This window comes from Leptospira sp. B5-022 (assembly GCF_000347035.1).
GTDB classification, from domain to species: domain Bacteria; phylum Spirochaetota; class Leptospiria; order Leptospirales; family Leptospiraceae; genus Leptospira_B; species Leptospira_B cinconiae.
In genome coordinates, this window is the sequence record NZ_ANIJ01000032.1 from 59,889 (window position 1) to 82,720 (window position 22,832).

24 protein-coding genes are annotated in these 22,832 nt (G+C 44.2%); 7 read left to right on the forward strand and 17 right to left on the reverse strand.

Translation table 11 applies throughout. The features are described from left to right. Nucleotides 1-91 precede the first annotated feature (91 nt). The 4 genes from LEP1GSC192_RS14055 to LEP1GSC192_RS14075 all read left to right on the forward strand — a co-directional run bounded on the left by LEP1GSC192_RS14055 (nucleotide 92) and on the right by LEP1GSC192_RS14075 (nucleotide 3,230). Entirely contained in the window at nucleotides 92-1,456 is a 1,365-nt protein-coding gene (locus LEP1GSC192_RS14055; RefSeq protein WP_020770833.1) for a FliI/YscN family ATPase, read from the forward strand. A gap of 3 nt (nucleotides 1,457-1,459) precedes the next feature. Next, nucleotides 1,460-2,032: a flagellar export protein FliJ gene (gene fliJ / locus LEP1GSC192_RS14060; RefSeq protein ID WP_020770705.1), complete on the forward strand. Its 573-nt coding sequence runs from the start codon at nucleotides 1,460-1,462 to the stop codon at nucleotides 2,030-2,032. Between the two features lie 157 nt (nucleotides 2,033-2,189). Next, nucleotides 2,190-2,831, forward strand: a complete 642-nt coding sequence (locus LEP1GSC192_RS14070; RefSeq protein ID WP_020770708.1) for a periplasmic-type flagellar collar protein FlbB — start codon at nucleotides 2,190-2,192, stop codon at nucleotides 2,829-2,831. Nucleotides 2,832-2,837: 6 nt separating this feature from the next. Further along, nucleotides 2,838-3,230 carry a TOBE domain-containing protein gene (locus tag LEP1GSC192_RS14075; protein WP_020770644.1) on the forward strand — a complete coding sequence of 131 codons (393 nt, stop codon included), beginning with the start codon at nucleotides 2,838-2,840 and terminating at the stop codon, nucleotides 3,228-3,230. Here the strand turns inward: LEP1GSC192_RS14075 and LEP1GSC192_RS14080 are convergent. From LEP1GSC192_RS14080 to fliN, 17 genes are all read right to left on the reverse strand, one after another. Further along, complete coding sequence (locus tag LEP1GSC192_RS14080; protein WP_020770871.1) at nucleotides 3,196-4,299, reverse strand: DUF3089 domain-containing protein; 1,104 nt, start codon at nucleotides 4,297-4,299, stop codon at nucleotides 3,196-3,198. The genes LEP1GSC192_RS14075 and LEP1GSC192_RS14080 overlap by 35 nt on opposite strands. A 73-nt stretch (nucleotides 4,300-4,372) precedes the next feature. After that, complete coding sequence (gene gmk, locus LEP1GSC192_RS14085) at nucleotides 4,373-4,909, reverse strand: guanylate kinase (protein WP_020770680.1); 537 nt, start codon at nucleotides 4,907-4,909, stop codon at nucleotides 4,373-4,375. An 11-nt stretch (nucleotides 4,910-4,920) separates the two neighbouring features. Beyond that, entirely contained in the window at nucleotides 4,921-5,202 is a 282-nt protein-coding gene (locus LEP1GSC192_RS14090; protein WP_008597280.1) for a DUF370 domain-containing protein, read from the reverse strand. Next, a complete protein-coding gene (locus LEP1GSC192_RS14095; protein WP_036090388.1) occupies nucleotides 5,202-6,410 on the reverse strand; it encodes a hypothetical protein in 1,209 nt (402 codons plus the stop codon). The genes LEP1GSC192_RS14090 and LEP1GSC192_RS14095 overlap by 1 nt, the downstream gene beginning before the upstream one ends. A 65-nt stretch (nucleotides 6,411-6,475) precedes the next feature. Next, a complete protein-coding gene (locus LEP1GSC192_RS14100; protein ID WP_020770739.1) occupies nucleotides 6,476-6,841 on the reverse strand; it encodes a hypothetical protein in 366 nt (121 codons plus the stop codon). A 5-nt stretch (nucleotides 6,842-6,846) separates the two neighbouring features. Continuing rightward, nucleotides 6,847-8,829, reverse strand: coding sequence for a FapA family protein (locus tag LEP1GSC192_RS14105; RefSeq protein WP_020770671.1), 1,983 nt, complete (start codon nucleotides 8,827-8,829; stop codon nucleotides 6,847-6,849). A gap of 153 nt (nucleotides 8,830-8,982) precedes the next feature. After that, nucleotides 8,983-9,783, reverse strand: a complete 801-nt coding sequence (whiG, locus tag LEP1GSC192_RS14110) for an RNA polymerase sigma factor WhiG (RefSeq protein ID WP_008592176.1) — start codon at nucleotides 9,781-9,783, stop codon at nucleotides 8,983-8,985. 241 nt (nucleotides 9,784-10,024) lie between these two features. After that, complete coding sequence (locus LEP1GSC192_RS14115) at nucleotides 10,025-10,510, reverse strand: hypothetical protein (RefSeq protein WP_020770674.1); 486 nt, start codon at nucleotides 10,508-10,510, stop codon at nucleotides 10,025-10,027. Continuing rightward, nucleotides 10,507-11,412, reverse strand: a complete 906-nt coding sequence (locus tag LEP1GSC192_RS14120; RefSeq protein ID WP_020770813.1) for a MinD/ParA family protein — start codon at nucleotides 11,410-11,412, stop codon at nucleotides 10,507-10,509. The genes LEP1GSC192_RS14115 and LEP1GSC192_RS14120 overlap by 4 nt, the downstream gene beginning before the upstream one ends. Nucleotides 11,413-11,452: 40 nt before the next feature. Further along, nucleotides 11,453-12,727, reverse strand: a complete 1,275-nt coding sequence (flhF, locus tag LEP1GSC192_RS14125) for a flagellar biosynthesis protein FlhF (protein ID WP_020770753.1) — start codon at nucleotides 12,725-12,727, stop codon at nucleotides 11,453-11,455. Between the two features lie 39 nt (nucleotides 12,728-12,766). Then, nucleotides 12,767-14,884 carry a flagellar biosynthesis protein FlhA gene (locus tag LEP1GSC192_RS14130; RefSeq protein ID WP_020770725.1) on the reverse strand — a complete coding sequence of 706 codons (2,118 nt, stop codon included), beginning with the start codon at nucleotides 14,882-14,884 and terminating at the stop codon, nucleotides 12,767-12,769. Between the two features lie 15 nt (nucleotides 14,885-14,899). Further along, nucleotides 14,900-16,165 (reverse strand): EscU/YscU/HrcU family type III secretion system export apparatus switch protein, encoded by a 1,266-nt coding sequence (locus LEP1GSC192_RS14135; protein ID WP_157186913.1) that lies wholly within the window; start codon nucleotides 16,163-16,165, stop codon nucleotides 14,900-14,902. Continuing rightward, nucleotides 16,165-16,944 carry a flagellar biosynthetic protein FliR gene (gene fliR, locus LEP1GSC192_RS14140; protein WP_020770785.1) on the reverse strand — a complete coding sequence of 260 codons (780 nt, stop codon included), beginning with the start codon at nucleotides 16,942-16,944 and terminating at the stop codon, nucleotides 16,165-16,167. The genes LEP1GSC192_RS14135 and fliR overlap by 1 nt, the downstream gene beginning before the upstream one ends. A gap of 9 nt (nucleotides 16,945-16,953) precedes the next feature. Next, entirely contained in the window at nucleotides 16,954-17,217 is a 264-nt protein-coding gene (gene fliQ / locus LEP1GSC192_RS14145; RefSeq protein WP_020770865.1) for a flagellar biosynthesis protein FliQ, read from the reverse strand. After that, nucleotides 17,214-18,008, reverse strand: coding sequence for a flagellar type III secretion system pore protein FliP (fliP, locus tag LEP1GSC192_RS14150; protein ID WP_052005236.1), 795 nt, complete (start codon nucleotides 18,006-18,008; stop codon nucleotides 17,214-17,216). The genes fliQ and fliP overlap by 4 nt, the downstream gene beginning before the upstream one ends. Nucleotides 18,009-18,064: 56 nt before the next feature. After that, a complete protein-coding gene (gene fliO, locus LEP1GSC192_RS14155) occupies nucleotides 18,065-18,853 on the reverse strand; it encodes a flagellar biosynthetic protein FliO (RefSeq protein ID WP_020770604.1) in 789 nt (262 codons plus the stop codon). After that, on the reverse strand, nucleotides 18,850-19,923 hold the full coding sequence (gene fliN / locus LEP1GSC192_RS14160; RefSeq protein WP_020770724.1) for a flagellar motor switch protein FliN: 1,074 nt from the start codon (nucleotides 19,921-19,923) through the stop codon (nucleotides 18,850-18,852). The genes fliO and fliN overlap by 4 nt, the downstream gene beginning before the upstream one ends. Before the next feature lie 324 nt (nucleotides 19,924-20,247). Between fliN and LEP1GSC192_RS14165 the strand changes: the two genes are divergently transcribed. From LEP1GSC192_RS14165 to LEP1GSC192_RS14175, 3 genes are all read left to right on the forward strand, one after another. Then, nucleotides 20,248-20,607 (forward strand): helix-turn-helix transcriptional regulator, encoded by a 360-nt coding sequence (locus LEP1GSC192_RS14165; RefSeq protein ID WP_020770802.1) that lies wholly within the window; start codon nucleotides 20,248-20,250, stop codon nucleotides 20,605-20,607. Nucleotides 20,608-20,668: 61 nt separating this feature from the next. Next, the gene (locus LEP1GSC192_RS14170) at nucleotides 20,669-22,237 is read left to right on the forward strand and encodes an MFS transporter (RefSeq protein ID WP_020770851.1); all 1,569 of its coding nucleotides are present in this window, start codon (nucleotides 20,669-20,671) and stop codon (nucleotides 22,235-22,237) included. A 114-nt stretch (nucleotides 22,238-22,351) separates the two neighbouring features. Next, on the forward strand, nucleotides 22,352-22,807 hold the full coding sequence (locus tag LEP1GSC192_RS14175; protein ID WP_020770596.1) for an SRPBCC family protein: 456 nt from the start codon (nucleotides 22,352-22,354) through the stop codon (nucleotides 22,805-22,807). The last annotated feature ends 25 nt before the right edge of the window (nucleotides 22,808-22,832 follow it).

Below are 22,832 nucleotides of genomic sequence, written 5' to 3' on the forward strand. Positions count from 1 at the left end.
TCAGATGTGACATAATTCAGTTATATTCTCATTATCACTTGACTCGGGGTAAAATCCTAGGGACAGTATCCGGTATCTAAGAGCCAAGATTATGATAGAGAAGAAGTTCCACGAAAAGGTAGACGTCATCTCCAAGTATTTCCTGATCTTGGACCGCACGGAGACCATCCGCAAATCCGGAAGGGTCGTTCGTGTCTCCGGAAACGTAATCTATTCGGAAGGACCTCCCGATTCTAAGATCGGAGAGATCATGGAAGTACAAAAAGCAGGAACGGAAGGGTACCTGCAATGTGAGATCGTAGGCTTCGAAAATCATGTATATACACTCATGCCTTTGGGTCCTGTAGAAGGTGTGTATCCTGACGCTTTTGTGTTTTCTTCGGGAAGAAGTTTGAATGTTCCCGTGGGAAGAGAACTTCTCGGCCGAGTTCTTAATGGTGTAGGACGTCCCATCGACAAAAAAGGACTCATCATCACTTCCGAAGAAAAATCGCCGGAGGGAGAAAGTATCAATCCTCTGGATCGACCTGTGATCCGGGACATTCTTCTTACAGGTGTTCGAGCCATAGATGGAATTTTAACGGTAGGTAGAGGACAAAGATTAGGGATCTTCTCCGGATCCGGTGTGGGAAAATCCAGCTTACTCGGTATGATCGCAAGATTTACGAATGCCGATGTTAACGTGATCGCACTCGTGGGAGAACGAGGCAGAGAGGTGAACGAATTTTTGGAAAGAGACCTCGGGAAAGAAGGTCTTGCCAAATCTGTCGTATTTGCCGCCACATCCGACGCGCCTAAGATGGAACAGATAAACTGCGCCCTACTCGCCACTTCCGTTGCGGAATATTTCAGAGAGCAAGGACTTCATGTAAACTTAATGATGGATTCCTTGACGAGATTCGCCCATGCAAATCGCGAGATCTCGGTTTCCAACCATGAGCCTCCTATCACCAGAGGTTTTAGTTCATCCGTTTTTACTAAATTAGCAAAACTTGTTGAACGTTCCGGTACCTCCAAATCCGGAGGAAGTATCACCGGATTTTATACGATCCTTACGGACACGGACGAAATGGAAGATCCCGTCGCGGATGCTGTCCGAGGTTATATAGACGGTCACATCGTTCTTTCTCGTAAATTAGCGGAAAGAAATCATTATCCTGCGATCGACATCCCCGCTTCTCTCTCCCGGGTAATGCAATTCATAGTGGAAGAAGACCAATTTATGCGAGCCGGAATGGTCCGAGAACTTATCTCCACTTATAACTCAGTGGAAGAATTGATCTTATTGAACGCTTATGTAAGAGGTTCGGATCCTAAAGTGGATCTTGCCATCCGGAAAAAAGATAAGATCGATTCTTATCTCAAACAAAAACTTATGGAAAGAAGCCTTTTTCCCCAAACAATCAGCGGCTTAAAGGATATCTTAAAAGAAGAAAGAGAAGAAGAGGAATTTTAATCAATGAAAAGATTCCAATTCAGACTCGATCCGGTGCTTCGTCTAAAAAAGATCAAAGAGGATCAAAAACTCAAAGAACTTTCGGAACTAGTGGCCCAAGTCAACCAGCGTAAATCCGAAATAGATTCCAACGAATCAAGGATACGTTCCCTATCTTCTACTGAACTCTCAGGAAGTACGGACCTTAGGGAGTATTCCTATTTGCAAACGTATATGAGACAACTTCTGACCCGGAACACGGAGTTAGAGACCGAGATCCGTTCCTTCGACGAACCCGTGGAGAAAAAAAGAACGGAAGTATCGGAGGCAAGAAAAGAGAAGAAGGTACTGGAACTTCTCAAGGAAAGCCGCTTTAAGGAGTATTTACATACCTATCGAAAGGCGGAAAAAATCCAGGCAGAAGAGCAGTTTTTAGCAGATCTTTATAGGAAAACTAGGGAGGAAATTTATGGGGATGATAGATCTAAACGGGATCCGAAAGTATTTACCTATGATACGGGAGGTATCGAGCGCACCGGTACAGAAGATGCGGGACTTTCTGAACTCAGAAAACTTTACGAGCGTTATAAAAAGTGACCTCCCCTTTTTAGAAGTACGTAAAACGGTAGAATCTTCCGATCCTTTAATCGGGAGCATGGCAAATCTCCAAGATAAGATTTCCCATTTAGAGAATAAGGCTGGGGAATTGGAAAAAAGAATTTCAGGATCCAGGCTGGACATTCGGGTATAAGAAGTGGCAAGTTTAACCGATAAAGCAAGAGCAGTATATTTAGTACTTCTGATCTTCTTCTTAGTGTTGATCGGATTTTTTGCGTTTCATTATTTTCAGATCATAGACGCTGCCGAAATTTTTCCTTTTTTAAGGACTGAACCCGGCTTAGTTAACCCCGATTCAGAATCTCCTTCCGAATTAGAGAAGTTGGAATTCCGTAAAGAAATGGAAAGACTCGCAAAAGACCGAGACGAGATCTCTCAAAGAGAAGAAGAGCTTAAAAAAGAAAAAGAACGTCTCGAAGCGGAATTGGAAAAGATCGAGGAACTGAAACGAGGTCTTACTTCCAAGGAGAATGAGCTCAAGTCCTCCGAATCCGAAAGAAATAGTAGAGGTAAATTGGTTAAGGTCATGGCAGAGAAGGTAGCGAATATGCCTCCGGACAATGCCGTGCAGATGTTGACCAATTGGCCTGACAAGGACATCATAGACGTATTTATCCAAATGGACAAGGACGCGGAACAGGACGGTAGACAAACGATCACTACTTACCTTCTCACCTTATTCCCAGCGGAACGTAGGGCGAATATTACGAATAAATGGTTGTCCAGATCCGACGTGATAAAGGCTCCCGAATCCAATTCCGAATCAGAAGAACTTTAAAATTTTATGAAGAAGAAAACCATCCTCTTTTTTTCTATACTAGTACTATCTTCAGGAGCCGTTTACTCTAAGAGTAAAAAAGCCGCTCCTGTAAAACCTAAATATGTTTCCGGCGAAGAACTGGTCAATAATCCGGGCAAAGCTGTAGGAGAAACCGTTCGAGTTGCCGGAACAGTGACCCATGTTTTGTACAAAGGAAATTCTATCCGATTTGTAGTCCATTTTTCCGGAAAACCGGTGGTCTTAGATTCAGACGATTATAGTTTAATGAACCGAGTCTCCGTAGGTTCCTATGTGGAAGTTTGCGGATTTTATCTAAAGAATAAGAAGTTGGATCTGGACGGCAAAAGAACGGATATGCCTTCTATCGTGATAGAACAGACTTACTGCACAAACTAGTATTTCGCACGAAGCAAACAGAGACTCCCTTAGAGTTTCGATTTTTTAAAAAAACTTCCAATCTCTCTTTTGCGTTTTTTCTAATATTCGAATAGAAAAAATGAAAATCTCCTGTGTGTAGATTCCCGTCCTTTCCTAAATTCGGCGTCCGAGAAATCTCAGGCTCGTGTATCCATAAAACTCCGGAATTACATTTTGCATCTGCAGTTCCAGGGATCAATTGATCAAAACTTCTGTTCACACTTCCTAAATTTTCGGACTTCGGAGAATATTCCTCGTCCTGCTTCCAACTCAACGGATTCACACAAACGGTATCTTTTCCATATCTGTCCAACAATCTGCCTGGCGAATATCCCCAAATATAGGAATTCCACCCCACCACACATCCCGTTTCTTTCGGACCGGAACACACCGGTAGACCTGTCTCTTCCTGTTTAAAAGGAAATCCGATCGAATAAGAGACAATCAAGTTTTTCTTATATTCGGGATTAGTAGATATCACTTCCTTTAGTAAACGGATAGAATGTCTGGTACCTTGGCTATGAGAAGCTATAATAAAGGGTCTTCCTTGATTCCAGTGTTTCATATAATACAAAAAGGAATTTTTCACGTCTTCGTAGGCAAAATCCAAAGCGGCCTGTCCTTCGGAAGCATCTTTTGTAAAAACAAAAAATGCAGCCTGTCTATACCGAGGAGCGTAAACTTTACAACATTCGTTAAACGCACTTGCCTGGGTCCGAACTGGATGTTTGTCCGTTCTTTCGTTTAAACTCTCATCCTTTAGATCTCCATTCCAGTATTTGGGTCGTAGGAGCAAGGTGGTTGGATGGATATAAAAAGTATCCGCCTCTGCGATAGACTGGTTTTCTTTTAAACCTGAATTTTCTGGAACAAGATCGGCATTATCTTTTTTGTCGGGATGTGCGGCCCAAAATTCCGACTTAGAATAGTCTGGAGCGAGTAAGTTCTTACTTTTTTCGAAATCTTTCCTGGGTTCGATCAGGAACATACATTGGAAGCTGAAAGTGGTTAGTAGCAGAATGAAGATAGAAGAAGGTAAGAATTTCATATTTATCCGATCCTTAGTCAACGAATAAGACAGGAGTAATTGATCCGGGTTTCCGGGATTTGTCCGAAATTTACTAAAATAGTATTTCTTCCAGACGGGACAACGCGAGTTCCAGTTTATCGTTTATAATGATATGATCGAATTCGTCTTTATGAGCTAATTCTTCCTTTCCGTTCTTGATCCTCTTCAGGATACTTTCCTCGGAGTCAGTCCCTCTACCGCGAAGTCTTTTTTCCCATTCTTCTTCGTTAGGCGGAAGTATGAAGATTGTGATCACTTCTTCCCCAAGCTTTCGTTTTAGCTGTGCGGCTCCCTGCACGTCTAGATCCATAATGACCGATTTGCCCGAAGACATACATAGGTTTACGAATTTGGCGGGAGTTCCGTAATAATTATCGTGGACCTTGGCCCATTCTAAAAATTCTCCCCGATCGATCCCGGACTCGAATTCTTCCTTCGTTAGAAAAAAATACGTTACACCTTCCTTGTCACCCGGACGTGGAGGCCGAGTAGTACAGGAAACTGAAAAAGCCAAATCCGGATGTTTGGCTCTTATCATTTGGATGAGTGTGGATTTGCCTCCTCCTGCTACGGAGGATAGAACGATCAACTTGGGAGATTTCAGTCCTTTTCTTCCTCTTCTTCAGCGATGGAATTATCTCTGCTTTCTATCCTTCTTGTGAGGGCTTCCACTCTTAAGTTGGAAAGGATCAGATGGTTAGAGTCCGTGATTATGATGGACCTGGTCTTTTTTCCCTGAGTCGCGTCTACCAAACTGTTATTACTTTTGGCTTCGTTTCGGATTCTTTTTGCGGAAGCTGAATCCGAATGAATGATACCCACGATCTTGGAAACCATAACTATATTTCCAAAACCAACGTTCAAGACGCTAAATTGGGACATTAGGTCCTCCTATTTCTCTCCAACCTAAATCTTTCGATAATGTCCACCTCACCGGTGGCGAGATCCAAGGCTTCTGAGATTTCCTCATGGGAGTATCCTTTTTTCAAGAGGAAAACGACCTTCTCTATTTTACTCGCCCCTTCTCCCAGGTCTTTTAGCGCAGTTTCGGATGAAATTTTTACGGAATCCGGTTTTTGAGGAGTGTAACCCGTCATCTTCCTTTCCAGGATTTTTCCGAAATTCTCTTCCACAGGAATTTTATTGTCGGTCCTTTTGGATTTAGAACTCGTTTTCTTAGGATCCAGTTCGGGCGTATACTCCGGCTCCGCTTTTAAAGATCCTCCGCTAATATTTTCCGGAAATTCGATTTTATTCTCTTCGAACGGATCTCCATCCAAAGAAATATCGAATGTAGAACTTGGGTTGTACATAGGTTGAGGAGTCCTTGTAGGAGAAATTTCGGACATCAATTCCTGAGCATCTTTCCAACCCATCACGTCCTTGATCTTCTTGCCGAAGGTTTTCAGAATTCCCAAAGTTCCTGAATCCACTTCGGAAACGGAAGATGGCTCTTTTTTCAGATTTTTTCTTTCCGGATCCAAGAAGGGTTTAGGATTTTCCGGAGAATAATTTTCTCTCAGATTCTGTTTATAGAGCCTTCCGACTCCTTCTCCCGCTTTTGCAGCGAGTTCTTGTTTTCTTTTCTCGAAGGATTCGGTCGGAGCGGCTTTTAATTCTTTTTGTTTTTCTCGAATTAGAGTCAGATACTCGTTCTTAAATTTTTCCTCATCGGAGCTTTGGACCTTTTCTTGGTGAGTAAGGATAGAAGGCTCTTCCGCTTCCAATTTTTCTTCGACACTCTCGAATTCCAAAATCGGTTCGGGAATTATATTCTGTTTTTCTAATTTTTGCCCTTCGGTAGAAAGTATTTTTTCCGGAAGTGATTCCAATTTTTGGAGAATGGATCTGTATTTTTCTTCCAAGGAATCGGAACGTTGTACCAATATTTTATAGGCTTGGATCTTGGAATTTAGAAGTTCTATCTGGCTTTCCGTTTCCGTCTGGATCTCGTCCACCAAGGTCCGTATCTCTTCGTTGATACGACGGATCATATGAGAACGGATCCTCTTTGTTACTTGCGCGGATATACCTACGTACAAGCCTACAGCTATAATAATGTTTAAGAATAGGACTGTGAATAATTCCATCGCACGAGCGTCCTTTTCGAGGATTTCCAACAACATTCCTCGGGAAAACCCGGTGCGAGTTTTTATTACGCTATATAGTCCACTGTAGAACGAGTAGGTGTCCGAATTTCGGTTTTTCTACCGCTCTTATCGTAGGAGAAAATTCTCTCCTTACCACCCTCGGGTTTTGGCCCTTTAAAAGAACGGATTTCCTTTTCTATTTCTCCGATCCTTTGGGTGTATGAATTGCGAAGTCTTTCCCTATATTCCGGAGATAAAGAGAAAGTTTCGGTGTACATCTGCACCGCATACTTTTTATCTATGGAATATTCACGGATCGATTTTTCGTTCTGAGCGATCACATTGGAAAGAGTATGTGGGTTCTCCACCATAGCCCTTCGGACGAGATCATTCGCCGCGCCGTATCCGGAAAGAGGTTCGTTCAGCCTCATATCCTTTATTTTCCTCTAGATCTGTTTTTTCTCCAGTCTTTTTTATCCGGTTCAGGATCTTGGAACGGCAATTGTCGGATCACCCCGTTTTCTTCCACAAAGGTCTTATGTTTGATCTCGTTACGAGTCTTGAAGTCCGCACTTTTAATCTTGATGGTGACCCCGCCATATAAGGTCTTTTCGACACTGATCTTGCCGTTTGCGGCCCTTTCCTCTATATATGTCTTAAGGTTTTGGATCTCGTTTTCGTATTCTCTGACCCGGATCTCCAGCTTTTCAGCGGCCTTACTGGTTTTAATCAACTGTTGCTCATGGTCCTGGGTAAAGGAAGCAGGGTCGTTCTCCTTTCTCGCCTTAAGCGTCTTAAGACTTTTAGAGATTTGTTCGAACTTGTCCTGATTTTCAGCCAGTTTTTCTTCGTATTCGGAGATCTGTTTTAATACCTTAGGATCTGTTCCTACAATCAGTTCCGTAGGTGGGTTGGCGGAGGATCCTATGACCTTTGCAGAGATCGTATCGGAAGCGCGAATTGTACCTCCTACAATCTGTCCCCTCTTACCATTTGAGATCACTTTTCCACCCGCGCTCACAAAGCAGTGAAGAATTCCCTCTTGGACCACCACGTCTTTTTCCGTAACTACGGTCGCGTTCTGGATAAACTTTGCGATTACGTTCCCACCTGTGGATTCAATACGGGCCTCGTCCCTTCCGGAAACCCCTTGGCGAATGATAATATCTCCGTCAGCTTCCACATTTGCTTTCTGGACTGTGCCGTAGATCTCTATATTTCCGGCAGCCTTAACTGAGTAATTGTCTTCTACGTTTCCTGTGATAATCACCGAACCTAAGAAAGTAACGTTACCGGTCTTGATTCCTACATCACCGTTGACCCTATACACGGTTTCCACAGAGAGTCTACCGCTTGCATAAACTACCTGACCGTTCACTTCCGCAGTGAGTTTGGTCCTGTCTTCGGAAAGGATGGTTCCTTTTCCTTGTTTGAGTTCCGTGTCTAATCCGTCTTTTGCGGGAAGAAGTTCGTTAAATAATGTGCGGCCGTATTTCCCTCTTTCCGCAGGAATTTTTTCCGCGAGAAGTTGTCCAACGACTACGTTCTCGATCAAGTCCATGTCTTTATAGTCCACTTTTCCGGATTCGTCTTCCCGGAAGACTACCTTCTTACTGATACGAACATGATAGATGACCTGTGCATTCTTTCCGTTTACAGGAGGATCTCCTTCGGCGGCGGTGAAAGGTTGGTTATAGAATTCGTCTTCCAACCTTTTTTGGATCTCTTCTTCTTTTACACCGTATTTGATCCCGGCGTTCTTGAGATAATTGACTACATCTTTTACTTCCAGATCTCTTCCGCCTGGTTTTGGAGGAATGAAAGTGATCTTGGCTTTCATCTTATCCGGAGCAATATCCAATACCATTTTCGCCTCGGCACCCTGCCTTGGTTTCATATTGGAAATATAGATGGGTTCACCCTTGGCCTCTTTTACGATCTTCTTGATCTGGCCGTCGTCTACTTCGTTTATTCCTCGAACGGAAAGTCTGCGAGAAACTTCCGAAAGTTCGATTGCTTTTCCATCACCGGAAGGCGGATAAATTGTGAGATATGTTCCGTTTCTGAAAATTTGAACGACAGCTCTTCCGTCTCTGTCCTTAGGCTGTAGGAACTCCTTCAGATCTTTGGAGACTAGCTTGCCTGAGCCACCCGTTAATTTTTTGTCTAATTCCGAAAGTTCGTCTAAGAAAGTATCTTCCGGTAGGATAGATGCTCTGATATGCCAAGGTTCGGAGCCGAAAAGTTTTTTCTTTCCGCGTTTAATTACTATATAGTCGATTTCGTGCGATTTTCTTTTGAGATGAGCGGCGGCTAGCTGAAGACATTTTTCCAATGTAGGAGCTATGACTTCTACCTGCTCATTTTCGAGCTTGTCTAGTTCTTTGGATTGGTCTTTTAGAAAGGATGTAAGACTCAAGAACCTTTGTCCTCCTACAAATCGGGTCCGGGTGTTTTGAAAATCAGATTCCCCGGAGAACGGGTGTATCGCGCCCCATAGGAAGCGATACATATTCCAAACTTCCCATTCCCTCCATTTATAAAAAACGAGGGTTCTTGCGCGTATAGTTTATTACTTTTTACTAATAACCGATTTCACCTTTCCTAATTTACTACGAAGTCTTGCCACGGCTCTCGTATGAAGTTGGGAAATCCTGGATTCGGTTACTTCTAATACTTCTCCGATCTCCTTTAAGGTTAGATCCTCGTAATAATAAAGAACGATTACTTTTTTTTCTTTGTCCGGAAGGGTTTTGATCGCTTCCACGATCACGTTTTTGATCTCTTCTTTTTCGATGATGGTGTCCGGGTTCATATTCATCGGAGATTCTAACGTCTCCATGAAAGAAACCTCGTCGTTCTCATCGCCAAGGAACCAAATATCATTTAAAGAGACGAGTGAGGTACCGCTGATCTTAGTAAGAAGCGAGTTGAACTCCTCGACGGAGATCCCCATTTCTTTTGCGATCGCTTCATCCTCAACATGAGCGCCTTCTTTGTTCTCGAGCATCCCGATAATTTGCTCCAACTGTTTCGCTTTTTGGCGAATGGAGCGAGGGATCCAGTCGATGGAACGAAGTTCGTCGAAGATAGAACCTCGGATCCGGGTCATCGCATAGGTTTTAAATTTGATCTGTCTTTCCGGATCGAATTTTTCGATCGCATCTAGAAGACCAAATACACCGTACGAAACAAGATCATCGAACTCAACGTTTTGAGGCATACCGATCGCAATACGACCGGCCACATGTTTGACTAGAGGAGAGTATTTTTCTACAAGATAACTGCGAATATTCTGGTCTTTAGAGTCTCTATAGGACTTCCAAAGCTCGGTTTCATCCGTATTATTGTATTTTTCGAAAAGTTTGGACATAACAACGGAATAGGGTGGTCCTCTGCTTAAGAGTGTCGTGGACCAAACCGATTTGCAATAGCATTTTTTGTCTCAAAAAAGGGAAATCAAGCAGTTTTTTGTCTCATTGGGTTTCTGTGCGGAAATCGGGTATTTTACTCGATGTAAGAGATCCTACATTCGGAGAATTTGATACTCGGTGGGTGGAAATCGTACCCTAGGAATTCCGGCCGAGGTAGGATCCCGGTCGGAAAGATTTTTACTATTTTTCCTGGTTACCGTCGTCTTTGGCGAGCATTGTCCGGATCGCTTCTGCCATCAACTTCGGCTCATTTTTGATCGCGATATTTTCTACGATAATATGATCTCCGAATTTATCCGCTTTTTTACGAGGGATTCCGCTTGCAGCGGCCCGGATCTCGTCTGCACTCGTCGGAGAATCAAAATGAGCGGTAGCAGTATCCATATCCGCATGCTCCGAATAGGAAGGGCGATTTCCGCCTTCGAGCCCATCCTCTTCTCCGCTGGCAGATGCACCGGTGAAATTTCCGAGTAGTTCTAAAAATTCAGGGACCTTGGAAGCTAAAACGGAATATACACCAAATCCGAAAACGGCCATTCCGACCGTGGACAAAAATGTAACGAGGGCAATATGGCCGAAGTAATTTCCGACCATGATTCCACAAACCAGACTTATGATGAGTCCTAAAAAGGAGAAAAAACCGAGAAAACCGATTTGCAGGTTCACTCTTCCTCGCTCTGTTGTTTTTCTCGAACGTCCACGAAATTGAAGAATTTTTTGAAGAAGCCGGTGATCCCGGAATCATCTCCACCATCCATTTCCTGGTTCAGAAGAGAATATGTGATACGATTCAAACAAGCTGCTGCTTTACTCTTAGGCGAATGAATGATATACGGTTTTTGTTCCCGGATACTTTTTTCCACCTCGTCGTCTTGGAAGATAAATCCTAAATTTTCAACTCTCACTTCCAGGAACTGACCGGAGATATCGATCACACGGTCCGCAACCTTCTTCCCTTCGATGGCGGAACGTACACGGTTCACCACCATCTTAAGATTTTTGTCTCTGCTTTGGGAAACGATCGCTTTGATGAGTCCGTATGAGTCTGTGATCGCCGTAGGTTCAGGTGTAGTAACTACGATCACATCATCCGCAGGAAGTGTGAGTCCGATCACGTTAGAGCTGATCCCTGCTCCCGTATCTATGATCATATAATCATAAGAATCCAGATCTGCGAATCCTTTGATCAAATTATTTCTTTGGGTATCATTTAGGTTCGCAAGTTGAGAATAGCCGCTTGCACCTGCGATAATATCCACCCCTTCCGGAGCTTGGATGATAATGTCCTTTAGGCTTTTATGTCCCTTGACTACGTGATATAAATTGTATTTAGGGATAATCCCTAAGATCACATTCACGTTAGCAAGTCCTAGGTCTCCGTCGAATACTAGGACCTTCTGTCCCGCCTTAGCCATGGAGATGGCGAGATTAACTGAGATAGTACTTTTACCGACCCCACCCTTTCCGGAAGCGATCGCTATAATCTTAGTCATAGGTTTGGTTGAAGACACGAGTTTTAAACTCGTATTACCCTCGGTAAGTTTCCGCAACTGAGTCGCTTGGTCCATCCTAACCTCTTTCTCTGGGACTTAGGTTTTTACCGAAACCCTAAGCGGAGAATACTTCTCCACGGATCTCGATTATTTTTTCCGGATTTACTGCGCATTCAGCGAGTTGGTGTTTTTCCGCTGGGATCATATCAAAGGGAACTTCTTGACCAACACTTAAATGGGTAAAACCCTTATTAAGTGTATCGGCTAGTTCCAGAAATCCACCCAAAAATTCCGCTTCGTCCAGTTTAGTTAATAAAATTCTACGGAATCCAAGGGGTTCGTAGGCTTTCATTACGGAGTGGGTGTGATGATACGAAGATGTGGCGGATAATACAAGGATATTTTCAACGTTGTCCCTTTCTCCGAAAGCCGAAAGGTATCCGTACATTTTACTCAGCTGGTCCACATTCCGATGGCTATAACCCGCAGTATCGATGAGGATCAACTCGGAGCCATCTCTTGCCAAGGTTTCCTGAAAACGTTTCAGATCTTTTACCGCATAAAAAGGCATTTCCATGGTATCCGCGTAGCGTTTCAGTTGCTCGATCGCCGCGATCCTATAATTGTCGGTTGTGTATAAAGACACGGATTTTCCCATATGAAGATGGTACTTAGCGGCTAGTTTTGCGATGCTTGTCGTCTTTCCGCTGCCTGTAGGTCCGACAAAAAAGACCACTTTTCTCTGTCCTCTTCTGGTTCCTTTAAAAATATCCGGCTCAACCTGCACTCTTTCGGACAGTACTTCTATAATTTTTTCCTGAACTGCCACCGTACGAGAACGATCCAAAGGAGAAAGTCTCTCTTCCACTTGGGAAATAATTTCTTCCGCGTATGCCCCGCTCATTCCATCTCGAACAAGCTTATCCCTCATTTTAAGGATATTGGAATCCTGCTCTTTACGGATCGGCCTTCCGATTTTAGGCTCGAACTCTTTGGAAAAAGAAAGACCTAAATCCTCATCCGATCTGGTTTCTTCGGAGGTGACTTCTATTAGTTCTTTTGGCAAAGAAGAAGTCCTCGGACGAGAAGTTCTTTCTTCCCAGCTCGGTAATTCTTCCAGACTTCTTCTTTTTTCGGAGCCCAGAGTGGACTTTTGTTTTAATAGTTCTTTTAGGTCTTGGAGTTTTTTCTCCACTTTCTCTCTGGAACTTGCCTTTTCCGGGATACCGACTTGGATCTCCACGACCTTACGGGCCATGAGTCCTGTCCCGAATACCCCACCTTCGGTCAAAATCCGATGCTCGATGACATGGGCTTCCGGGCCGTATTTCATCTTCATCTGCATTAGGCAATCCTGTAGATCCTTGCCCCTAATCTTTGCGAAATCCATGCTATCCTCCTGTTTTTTCGATTAAAATATTACGTTTTCTTAACTCACTTCCGCCGGTTCCGCCGCCTGGGCTTGTGTCACCTTAAGTTCCCCGGCAATCACGGTAGGAACGGAAGAATGAACCTCTTCTAATGCGAGTACCGCAAAGTTCCTAGGCGGAAATTCCTTCGCTAAAAAATAAGCGAAAGGCATTCTGACTTCTCTGTTCACCACATAGATCGGGAATCCTCTTCCTTCTTGGACCCTGCGATTCATATCCGCCACGGATTCCAAAAGTCTTCTTTGGAAATCGGGAGGGAGGACTAAAATATCCCTTCCTTCCAAACGATCCTGCGCAAGAGATTTGTTCAATCTGTCGAGCACACGACCTTCTACCACGATGACCTGAAGTTTTCCGTCCACCATATAATCTTTTACGATCGTATTGGAGATTGCCTGCCTTACGAATTCCGTAAGAACATAAGGGTTCGGATACTTGCTCATCTTGTTTGCGACCGTTTCCAAAATCGGGACAAGATTGCGGATGCCCAAACCTTCTCTGAGAAGATTTTGAAGAACTTGCTGTAACATTCCCAAATTCCCTGGTTTGTCCGCTTCCAATTCTTGGATAAGCGTCGGATATTGGGCTCTGTAATGATCCAGAAGTTTTTTGACTTCTTCTCTTCCGAGCAAACTGGAAGCATGAGTCGCAAGTAATTCTCTTAAGTATGTGATGATAACAGTAGAAGAATCCACTACGATAAAACCTTTGGATTCCGCATCTCCTTTGGAATCAGCAGAGATCCATTTTGCAGTCCTTCCGTAGGCAGGTTCCAAGAAAGATTCCCCTTCGATGGAAGAAAGGTCCTGGCTTTCCGCAGAAGGCATAGCCATAAGTTTTTCCGGACGGATCGTGCTGGAGCCGACTTCCACTCCGTTGATCTTGATCGTAAATTGATCCGGAGGTATTTCCAAATTATCTAATATACGAATAGGAGGAATGACGATCCCGCTTTCACGTGCAAACTTTCCTCTTAAGTTGGAAATCTGGTCCATCAATGTCCCGCCCTGGGAAGCATCCACTAAAGGCACCAGATGATAACCGAATTCGATCTCGATCGGCTCGATCCTAAGTTCATCGTAATAATCCCGAGGTTTGCGATCCCCGACAGCCTCTTTTTCCTTCTTCTCCAAAACCTCGAGTTGTTCCTGCACGGTTTTTTCTAGAGAATATGCTAAGTAAGCGAGTCCACCTGCAAGAAGTACCATCGGAATAAAAGGTAAACCGGGGATAAATGCGCCGAGTCCCATAGAGACCGCGACAACATATAGAACTTTGGAGTTCGCAAATAGTTGTGTCTTAAATTGTTTCGCTAGATCCGATTCGGATCCGGAGCGGGTGACGATGATACCCGTAGCTACAGTAGTGAGAAGTGCAGGGATCTGGGAAACAAGTCCGTCTCCGATGGTGAACTTTCCATACGTTTCGATCGCAGATATGAAAGATTCTCCGCGGATGCTTGCACCGATGACAACACCTCCGATCAGGTTGATCGCGGTGATGATAAGTCCTGCTCGCACATCACCTTGCACGAATTTACTCGCTCCATCCATGGAACCGTAAAAATCCACTTCTTGTTCTATCTTCTTTCTTCTTTTACGAGCTTCCGCCTCGTTTATATTTCCAGTGGAAAGTTCCATGTCGATTGCCATCTGTTTACCAGGCAATGCATCCAATGTGAACCTTGCTGCCACTTCGGATATACGGGTCGCTCCTTTAGTGATCACTAATACCTGAACGATCACTAAAATTAAGAAGATAATAAATCCGACCACATACTTACTTAAACCGGATTCGCTTCCCACGATGAAAGAACCGAACGCATCTATGATCGCACTATTTATTGCGGGACCCTTGGACAAAATTTGTCTAGTTGTGGAAACGTTCAGCGCCAGCCGATAGATAGTCGTGATCAATAATAAACTAGGAAAAATCGAAAATTCGGACGGCTCCTTGATGGACAAGGACGTCAAAACGATGAGTAGACTCAAAGCCAAGCTGAATAAGATCAGAATATCCAAAACAAATCCAGGCAAAGGAACAACGAGCATTCCAACCACTGCAACGGCTCCCGCACCCAGGATGAAGTCGGATTGTGTATACCATTTCTTATCCATAATATTCTCCTAGGTCTAAGAAGCGTTTCTGAACGCTCTCCGGAAAGATTCGAGTTTCGTAAAGATCACACTGAGTGCGGTATAGAATTTAGCCGGGACTTCCTGACCGATCTCCACCTCGTCGTAGAGTGTTCTTGCCATTGGGCGGTCTTCCACGGTGGCGATATCGTTCGCCTTTGCGACACGGATTATACGTAATGCGAAATCATCTACTCCTTTCGCTATAACGATAGGGGCCTTGTGTTTATTCGGTTTATATTCCAATGCTACCGCAAAGTGAGTGGGATTCGTAATGACAACGTCCGCTTTGGGAACTTCCGCCAGCATCTTGCTTTTTTTGATCTGATCTCTGGCCATTTGTCTTCTTCTGGCCTGCAAAGAAGGATCTCCGTCCTGCTCCTTCATTTCTCTTTTGGATTCCGAAGGAGTCATTTTAAGCGCTTCTTCATATTCGTATTTTTGGAAGAAGTAGTCCCCGATGCTGATCGCGAGCAACAGTATCCCTACTACGATAAAAATTTTGAATGCCGTATAAGTGATTAATGCAACGGATTCTTCGAGGCCCATATTCCCGAGCATCAGGATCTTGAAAAAGTCCTTCTCGATGACAAAATAAGAGACCCAAGCGATTGCGACAACTTTGACCAAGGACTTGATGAGTCCAAATAATGTTTGTCGGTTCGGAAGTACCTTTTTGAAATTCGGGCGGATCCTCCCGAAATTTAATGCAAGAGCCCTAGGAGCGAATAAAAACCCGGTCTGGACAACGTTACCCACAATTGCTGCAACCACTGTGATCCCCATCAAAGGAAGAAGTAACTGTGTAATATCCACAAGTGCGTTATTTAAAAGTTCGCTCACCGTTTCGGAACTGACCACATTCGCCGAACGTATTCCGAAGAAATATTTTCTTAAGAGATAATAAGATCTCATAAAAAAATACTCCCCCATAAGATACATGAGAACGATCCCTGCGAGAAGAACGATGGCGGAGGCAACCTCGGGACTTTTAGGAACATTTCCCTTTTCTCTTTCTTCTCTTCTTCTTCTTTCGCTGGCCGGTTGGGTACGTCCCTCATCTTCCGCTGCGAATAATTGTAGGTCGATGCGAAACGGGACAGCGGCGAGTTTTGGCTGTGTTTGTGGAGTTACGTGTAGGAACTCCACTATCGGATTAGAGTAGAATATTCCTAATTTTCGCAACTTCGCGTGTAGGAACTCCAACATGCGGACATACGACCGATGTAGGAGTTCCAACAGACTTTTCGAAAAGACTACCATCAGTTCGGCCATCCCTTCAACATCAGGTTCATCTTTTCGAAAGAAAGTTGGAAAGCATTGTCCATCTGAGTGATCAAGAATGGAACGATCAGGATCATCACGATTAGTCCGATCGCGATCTTGATCGGAAAACTCAGTTGTAGAATATTCAACTGAGGAGCTGCCTTTCCCATCAATGCTTCGGAAACAGTAACTAAAAATAAAACTCCGAGTATCGGTAGAGAAATTTTGAAAGCGACCAGGAACATCGCACCGACCGCTTCTTCCATCGCCTTGTAAAGTCCGTCTTGGATCTCAGGCACAAGTTTCAAAACCTGCACCTTCTCAAATGAATATACCAGACTTTCGAACAGAAAACGATATGCTCCCAAAGAGAGAAATAGAAGCATACCCAACATATTTTTAAGAGTACTGATCACAGGAAGACTCGTTTGCGAGATCGGGTCCAATATCTCCGCGTAACCGAAACCGAGTTGGACGTTAAAAAATTCTCCAGCCATTTGGAAGGAAGAGAATACCAAACTGACCAAAAATCCCATGAGGACTCCGATCAAGGTTTCCGCTACGGCAACTAAACCGTAATCAACCATATTGCCCGGGATCGGAGGAACAAACGAAGCGCTCACAGGAAATAAAATTACGGAGATCAGAAATCCAAGAGTCATCCTCTGCGGGAAGCTGATCGAGGCAAAGGAAAACACAGGAGCAACGGATAGAAGCCCCACGATCCTTGCCAGGATCAAAAGAAAAACTTGGAAATTTCCTACAAAGTATTCCATTTTTAAAATCTAAAACTTCTCTATCATCAGGAAAAGATCCCTGGTATAATCCGTCATCGTCTGAAGCATCCATCCCGCAAAGATCACGATTACGGCAAAAATGGATAATAACTTAGGAACAAAAGCAATCGTTGGCTCTTGGATGGAAGTTGTGGTCTGTAAAATTCCGATAACAAGTCCTACTACCATCGCAGTCAGCAAAATGGGAGAAGAAAGTTTGAGAGTCACAAACAGCGCGTCTCGGATCAGAGTGATTGCATCTACTTCCGTCATTTATAGCTCCTTACGAGCTCGTAGACGATTAAATTCCAACCATCCACAAGAACGAATAAGATCAATTTAAACGGCAAACTTACCATCACGGGAGGAAGCATGTTCAAACCCATGGAAAGAAGTGCGGAAGCAACCACAAGATCCACTACGATAAACGGAATAAATATGATGATACCGATCCAAAACGCCTTCTTGATTTCCGAAAGCATGAATGCGGGGATGAGAACGTAATTCGGGACATCGTCGAAGGATTCTACATTCTCCACTTTTCCGATCTTTAAAAATAAGGCCACGTCCTTGGCGCCGCTTGTCCCGATCTGTCTCATCATAAATTCTCTAAGCGGGACCATGGACTTATCAAAAAATTCGTTTGTATCGATCTTACCTTCCATGTACGGATTCAAACCTTTCTCGTACACAATATTCAAAGTAGGTGCCATGATAAAGAATGTCATAAATAACGCGAGTCCCACCATTACCTGGTTAGGCGGAAGGTTCTGGATAGAAAGAGCCCTTCTCACAAAATCCAAAACGATCACTATCTTGGTGAAAGAAGTCAGAGACATCACAATGGCAGGTGCTAAGGAAAGAATTGTGACTAAGAACAAGATCATGAGAGAAAGACTTGTCTCTCTCGGACCTTTCGCTTCGTTCACATTGATATTCAAATTCGGGATCGGGATCCTAGGGGCATTTGCCTGCGCGTAAGTTTCCTCCGGGATTGCCAAGATCAAAACGGCAAAAAGAAGAATGCACGAAAGTATCTTCCACATAACTCTATTATGTCTCATACTATCGGAAAACTTTTTCCCTGCCAGTGTAGCGAACCCCTCTCCCACTTTTCCCCCTAATTCGAATCGAATAATCCGTTTTCCAGATTATTCCTTTCCTTCTTAATTTCGTCTAACTTCTCTTTGAGTTTTCTCTGTTTCTCTTTTCTTTCTCCGGGAGTTTGGCGAAGAGTTTGTTCCTCTTCCTCCGACTTCCCGGTCAGACGAATATTCAAATCCTTTAACTGTTCCAGAGCTGTGACGAGAAAGCCGCCTTCCGGAGGTTTAAATTCGTCTCTCATTCTCTGCAGTCTTGCCTTGGTCTCCGTATCCGTAATTTCGGAGATTAGATTAATACCGTTATCTGCCACACCCAATACGAAAATTTGCCCGGTTACTTCTACGATCTGTAACTGTTTGTTCGTGCCTAAGCTCAAACTACCGAGAAGATTCATTTCTCCTCGAACGGGAAGGGAGCCTTCTCTGGATTTTGCGAGAGTCCTCAAGACCCAATACGCTGCTCCACAAAGAATTCCAAGTACTAGAACGATCCTAAAAAGTATTCCCGCAAGACTCGGCCCATCCGAAACAGGTTTGTATCTTTCTTCCACGGGGTTCGGTGTCGACTCCGGGACAGTTTCCTTCTTCTCTTCTTGTTTAGGAGTAGAAGGTGCCGTAGACTCGGAGGCCTTTTTATCAGCTGTGCCTAATTCTTTTTTGAGAACTTCGTCCATTTGTTCTCTTTCGGAACCTTGAGAGTATAATCCTCCGGCAATACCCGATAAAATACAAAAGACTCCGAACGCCAAAGCGAGGGAGCCGAATCCTGAAAAAAACGAATGGATCGTTTGAAAAATTCGGCTCATCCGCCTCCCGACTCCGGCTTGATCCTATCGGCCGGACTTACGATATCCGTTACACGTACACCGAAGTTTTCGTCGATGACCACGACCTCGCCCTTCGCGATCAACTTACCGTTTACCAAAAGATCCACAGGCTCACCTGCCAACTTGTCCAACTCGATGATGGAACCTTCCCCCAAACCTAAGATATCTTTAATATACATCTTGGTCCTTCCGAGTTCCACAGTCACAGACATCTGCACGTCCATGAGAAGGTTCAGGTTCGGAGTGCCTTGGGCGCCGCTTGCCGTCGCAAGATTCGGGAAAGAAACTCCCTTCATTCCGACTTGGGAAATTCCTCCGCCACCGCCCATTCCGCCTTGGTAGCCGCCGGAAGCATAATCGCCTCCCCCTCCTCCGGATCTTTTGGAAAGAGAGAGAATATCATTCGCCATAGATAAAGAAAGAATGAACTGAATTCTAAAAGAAGGAAGTCCTTCTATCGCTAAATTGAAGAAGGTCCGAACGAGAGGGTCTCCTTCCGGCAGAACTAATGCGGCAGGAGAAGTTACATGTCGAGTCTCTGCAGGAGAACCGTTCACTCCACCACCGGTTTTAGCAGCGATCTGCGATTGAAGCGCTCCCATGATGGGAGTTAAACTATCTCTGAGAGTCTGGAGTTGGCCTTCGTCCAGACCACCTGAATCAAATCCACCCATCATCATGTTCGCAATACGAGCCGCATTGTCCGCGGCCATCGCAAGCACAACTCTTCCGTTCAGATTTCCTGAATAGGTAGAATATAATAAAAACGTGTTGGACTTGAGTTCCGCTTCCACATCCTTCCGGGATTTGGCCTCGGAGGTAGGATTCATAAAATTGGAAGTTTTGGAAAGAATGGCTGCTAAAGTATTTCCCGCAGTCATAAAACAATGAGAAAGAAAATCGGACAGAAGGTCTCGATCTACCGGAGAAAGACCGGCAGCTTCCTTGGACCCGCCTCCGGCAGCCATGCTGCTGCCTGGATCGAATGTGTCATTTGCACCCGCTAAAAGGGCGTCTATTTCTTCCTGGGAAAGGGATCCTTCACCCATCTGGGGCACTCTCTCTTAGTTTTGGATTAGGAGACATAATAAAAAGAAATTTGTCGACCCTTTTTTTTCTTGCTCAGAAAATCGGTGGGAAAAGGCCGGGGAACTTAACCACTATTCCAGCTCGAATTTTTCCGATAGTCAATTCGTTTCCCAAAAAAATCTTACTCTCTGCGACTTTGCGCCTCTGTGATCTTCGTGCCTCTGTGCGCAACCCCCACCTTTCCCAGACCGGCATCCTATACCAGTTTTTTTCGAATTTTTATGTAGATTAGGCTTGACTGGCGATCTGATGTCCCGTATTTTACCAAACGGTAAATTAACTAAATGGTTAAATATGACACTGAATCCGATCGATTGAGCAATACCTTCTCCGCTTTGGCAGATCCAACTAGAAGGAAGATCCTTCTCTATTTGGTCTCCGGAGAGGCAACTGTTAAGGAATTGGCGGAACCTTTTAATATGAGCTTACCCGGAATTTCCAAACACCTGAAGGTTTTGGAAAAAGCCGGACTGATTGAAAGGGGAAGAGAGGCCCAATGGAGACCCTGCAAGATACGACCGGAGGGGCTAAAGGAAGCTTCCGGTTGGTTGGATCATTACCGCCATTTTTGGGAAGAAAGTTTGGATCGTTTGGATGCATATCTCCAGCAACTCCAAGGAAAAAACCTAGAGTCGGGAAAATAGGCCGTTATTTCCGAATTTGTCCCGGTGTTATATTAGAATTATATAAAAAGGTACGTTCAGAATGTCTGAAATAAAAACTGAAAACACTTCCAAAGCCACTAAAAAAGAGTGGATTGGCTTAGCGGTGATCGCACTGCCCTGCCTACTATATGCGATGGATTTAACGGTTCTTTATCTTGCGGCTCCTCAATTGTCGGCGGATCTTAACCCGACTCCTTCTCAACAATTATGGATCATGGATATCTACGGTTTTTTGGTCGCAGGTTTTCTTGTGATCATGGGGAATCTGGGAGATAGGATCGGTCGACGTAAACTTTTACTTTATGGGGCGGCAGCGTTCGGAGTAGCATCCGTGTTAGCGGCATTCTCTCCTAGTTCCGAAATTTTGATCCTGACCCGTGCGATCTTAGGGATTACCGCGGCTACTCTGGCTCCTTCTACTCTATCTTTAATTCGTAATATGTTTTTGGATCCCGAAGAGAGGACTTTTGCGATCGGTATCTGGGGAATGAGTTTCTCTCTCGGTGGAGCGATCGGTCCTCTTGTAGGCGGAGTCCTTCTGGAATATTTCTGGTGGGGTTCCGTATTTTTGATGAGCGTTCCGGTTATGGTACTTCTTCTGATCGTTGGGCCTAAACTTCTTCCTGAATTCAAAGATCCGAATGCGGGCAAAATGGATCTGCCAAGTGCCGTTCTATCCCTGATATCGGTACTTTCAATCATTTACGGTTTGAAACAGATCGCAGAGAACGGCTGGGGAATGATCCAGATTCTTACTATACTTGCCGGACTTTTAGTCGGAGCGATTTTTATCAAAAGACAAACCACTTTGGCCGATCCGATGATAGATCTTGAATTGTTCAAACTTCCCGCATTCAGCGCTGCGGTCGCAGGAAATACGATGACCATCTTCGTGGCATTGGGAACCTTCTTGTTCATATCCCAATATTTACAATTGGTTTTAGGACTTTCTCCTTTGGAAGCTGGACTTTGGACACTGCCTGGAGCTGTGGGCAACGTGATCGGTTCACTTACCATCCCTATCGTAGTTCGTTATATGCGTCCTTTATACGTAATGTTAAGCGGTTTACTATTACTTGCGATCGGAATGTTTTTATACACTCAGATTCATTCGGAAAACGGGATCTGGATGATCATTTTTGGATCTCTGATCATGTCTCTCGGGATCTGTGCAGTTGTGATCTTAGGAACGGATATCATCGTTAGTTCAGCACCTCCGGAAAGAGCGGGTGCAGCCGCTTCTATTTCGGAAACAGCAGCCGAATTCGGCGGCGTTCTTGGAATCGCAGTGCTTGGAAGTATAGGTGTAGCCATCTTTAAGTCCAGGATCAATTCCATTGATCTTCCGGGGTTGACTCCGCAACAATTCGAAAGTTCTCATAATACTCTGGCTTCTGCGGTAGCCGTGGCAAAAGAACTTCCGGAGCCGAGTAAACAGATACTGCTAAGTACGGCTCGAGGTGCATTTACCGACTCTTTACATTTTGTTTCATTACTGAGTGTGGGGATCTCGATCGTTTTGGCATTTACGATCTTTTACCTACTAAAAGACAAAAAAGAAGCCAAAGCGGTTATAGAACCGGCAGAATTGGAAAAATCAACCGGATAATATTATAATAAATTAATATAATGGCTCCAAAGATTTAGAACATTAAGACCCGTAACAGATTACACTTACGATAAAATTTGAGATTTGATACTGATAATAAATAAGGATACTAAAATGAAGGTAGAAATTTCCCTGGTTGGAAAAGAAATTATAGGGGTTAAAACTTTTGACGCCCCAAGAGAATTGGTTTGGGAAGCTTGGACAGACCCGAAACAAGTAGCGATATGGTGGGGACCGAACGGTTTTACGAATACCATCCACGAAATGGACGTAAAACCGGGAGGGATCTGGAGATTTATGATGCATGGTCCGGATGGAACGGATTATCCGAACCATATCCAGTATATCGAAGTAGTGAAACCTGAAAAACTGGTTTACGACCATGGAGACGATGCCAACCCGAAACAATTTCATGTTATCGTTCTTTTCGAGGAAGAGGGCTCCAAAACGAAACTTACCATGAGAACCATATTCCCAAGCGAAGAAGAAGCTAAAGAGATCTCCAAATACGCGGTGGATGGACTTGGCCAAACTCTCGGACGTCTACGAGAATTCCTGGAAAAGAAATAAGGAACTTCGGACCGATCCCGAAGTA

What these genes read in the sequence shown, in the direction of transcription:
- LEP1GSC192_RS14055 (WP_020770833.1), top strand. Translation starts at nt 92, where the DNA reads ATGATAGAGAAGAAGTTCCACGAAAAGGTAGACGTCATCTCCAAGTAT.
- fliJ (WP_020770705.1), top strand. Translation starts at nt 1,460, where the DNA reads ATGAAAAGATTCCAATTCAGACTCGATCCGGTGCTTCGTCTAAAAAAG.
- LEP1GSC192_RS14075 (WP_020770644.1), top strand. Translation starts at nt 2,838, where the DNA reads ATGAAGAAGAAAACCATCCTCTTTTTTTCTATACTAGTACTATCTTCA.
- LEP1GSC192_RS14080 (WP_020770871.1), bottom strand. Translation starts at nt 4,299, where the DNA reads ATGAAATTCTTACCTTCTTCTATCTTCATTCTGCTACTAACCACTTTC.
- LEP1GSC192_RS14090 (WP_008597280.1), bottom strand. Translation starts at nt 5,202, where the DNA reads ATGTCCCAATTTAGCGTCTTGAACGTTGGTTTTGGAAATATAGTTATG.
- LEP1GSC192_RS14095 (WP_036090388.1), bottom strand. Translation starts at nt 6,410, where the DNA reads ATGGAATTATTCACAGTCCTATTCTTAAACATTATTATAGCTGTAGGC.
- LEP1GSC192_RS14100 (WP_020770739.1), bottom strand. Translation starts at nt 6,841, where the DNA reads ATGAGGCTGAACGAACCTCTTTCCGGATACGGCGCGGCGAATGATCTC.
- whiG (WP_008592176.1), bottom strand. Translation starts at nt 9,783, where the DNA reads ATGTCCAAACTTTTCGAAAAATACAATAATACGGATGAAACCGAGCTT.
- LEP1GSC192_RS14120 (WP_020770813.1), bottom strand. Translation starts at nt 11,412, where the DNA reads ATGGACCAAGCGACTCAGTTGCGGAAACTTACCGAGGGTAATACGAGT.
- flhF (WP_020770753.1), bottom strand. Translation starts at nt 12,727, where the DNA reads ATGGATTTCGCAAAGATTAGGGGCAAGGATCTACAGGATTGCCTAATG.
- LEP1GSC192_RS14130 (WP_020770725.1), bottom strand. Translation starts at nt 14,884, where the DNA reads ATGGATAAGAAATGGTATACACAATCCGACTTCATCCTGGGTGCGGGA.
- LEP1GSC192_RS14135 (WP_157186913.1), bottom strand. Translation starts at nt 16,165, where the DNA reads ATGGTAGTCTTTTCGAAAAGTCTGTTGGAACTCCTACATCGGTCGTAT.
- fliR (WP_020770785.1), bottom strand. Translation starts at nt 16,944, where the DNA reads ATGGAATACTTTGTAGGAAATTTCCAAGTTTTTCTTTTGATCCTGGCA.
- fliQ (WP_020770865.1), bottom strand. Translation starts at nt 17,217, where the DNA reads ATGACGGAAGTAGATGCAATCACTCTGATCCGAGACGCGCTGTTTGTG.
- fliP (WP_052005236.1), bottom strand. Translation starts at nt 18,008, where the DNA reads ATGAGACATAATAGAGTTATGTGGAAGATACTTTCGTGCATTCTTCTT.
- fliO (WP_020770604.1), bottom strand. Translation starts at nt 18,853, where the DNA reads ATGAGCCGAATTTTTCAAACGATCCATTCGTTTTTTTCAGGATTCGGC.
- fliN (WP_020770724.1), bottom strand. Translation starts at nt 19,923, where the DNA reads ATGGGTGAAGGATCCCTTTCCCAGGAAGAAATAGACGCCCTTTTAGCG.
- LEP1GSC192_RS14165 (WP_020770802.1), top strand. Translation starts at nt 20,248, where the DNA reads ATGGTTAAATATGACACTGAATCCGATCGATTGAGCAATACCTTCTCC.
- LEP1GSC192_RS14170 (WP_020770851.1), top strand. Translation starts at nt 20,669, where the DNA reads ATGTCTGAAATAAAAACTGAAAACACTTCCAAAGCCACTAAAAAAGAG.
- LEP1GSC192_RS14175 (WP_020770596.1), top strand. Translation starts at nt 22,352, where the DNA reads ATGAAGGTAGAAATTTCCCTGGTTGGAAAAGAAATTATAGGGGTTAAA.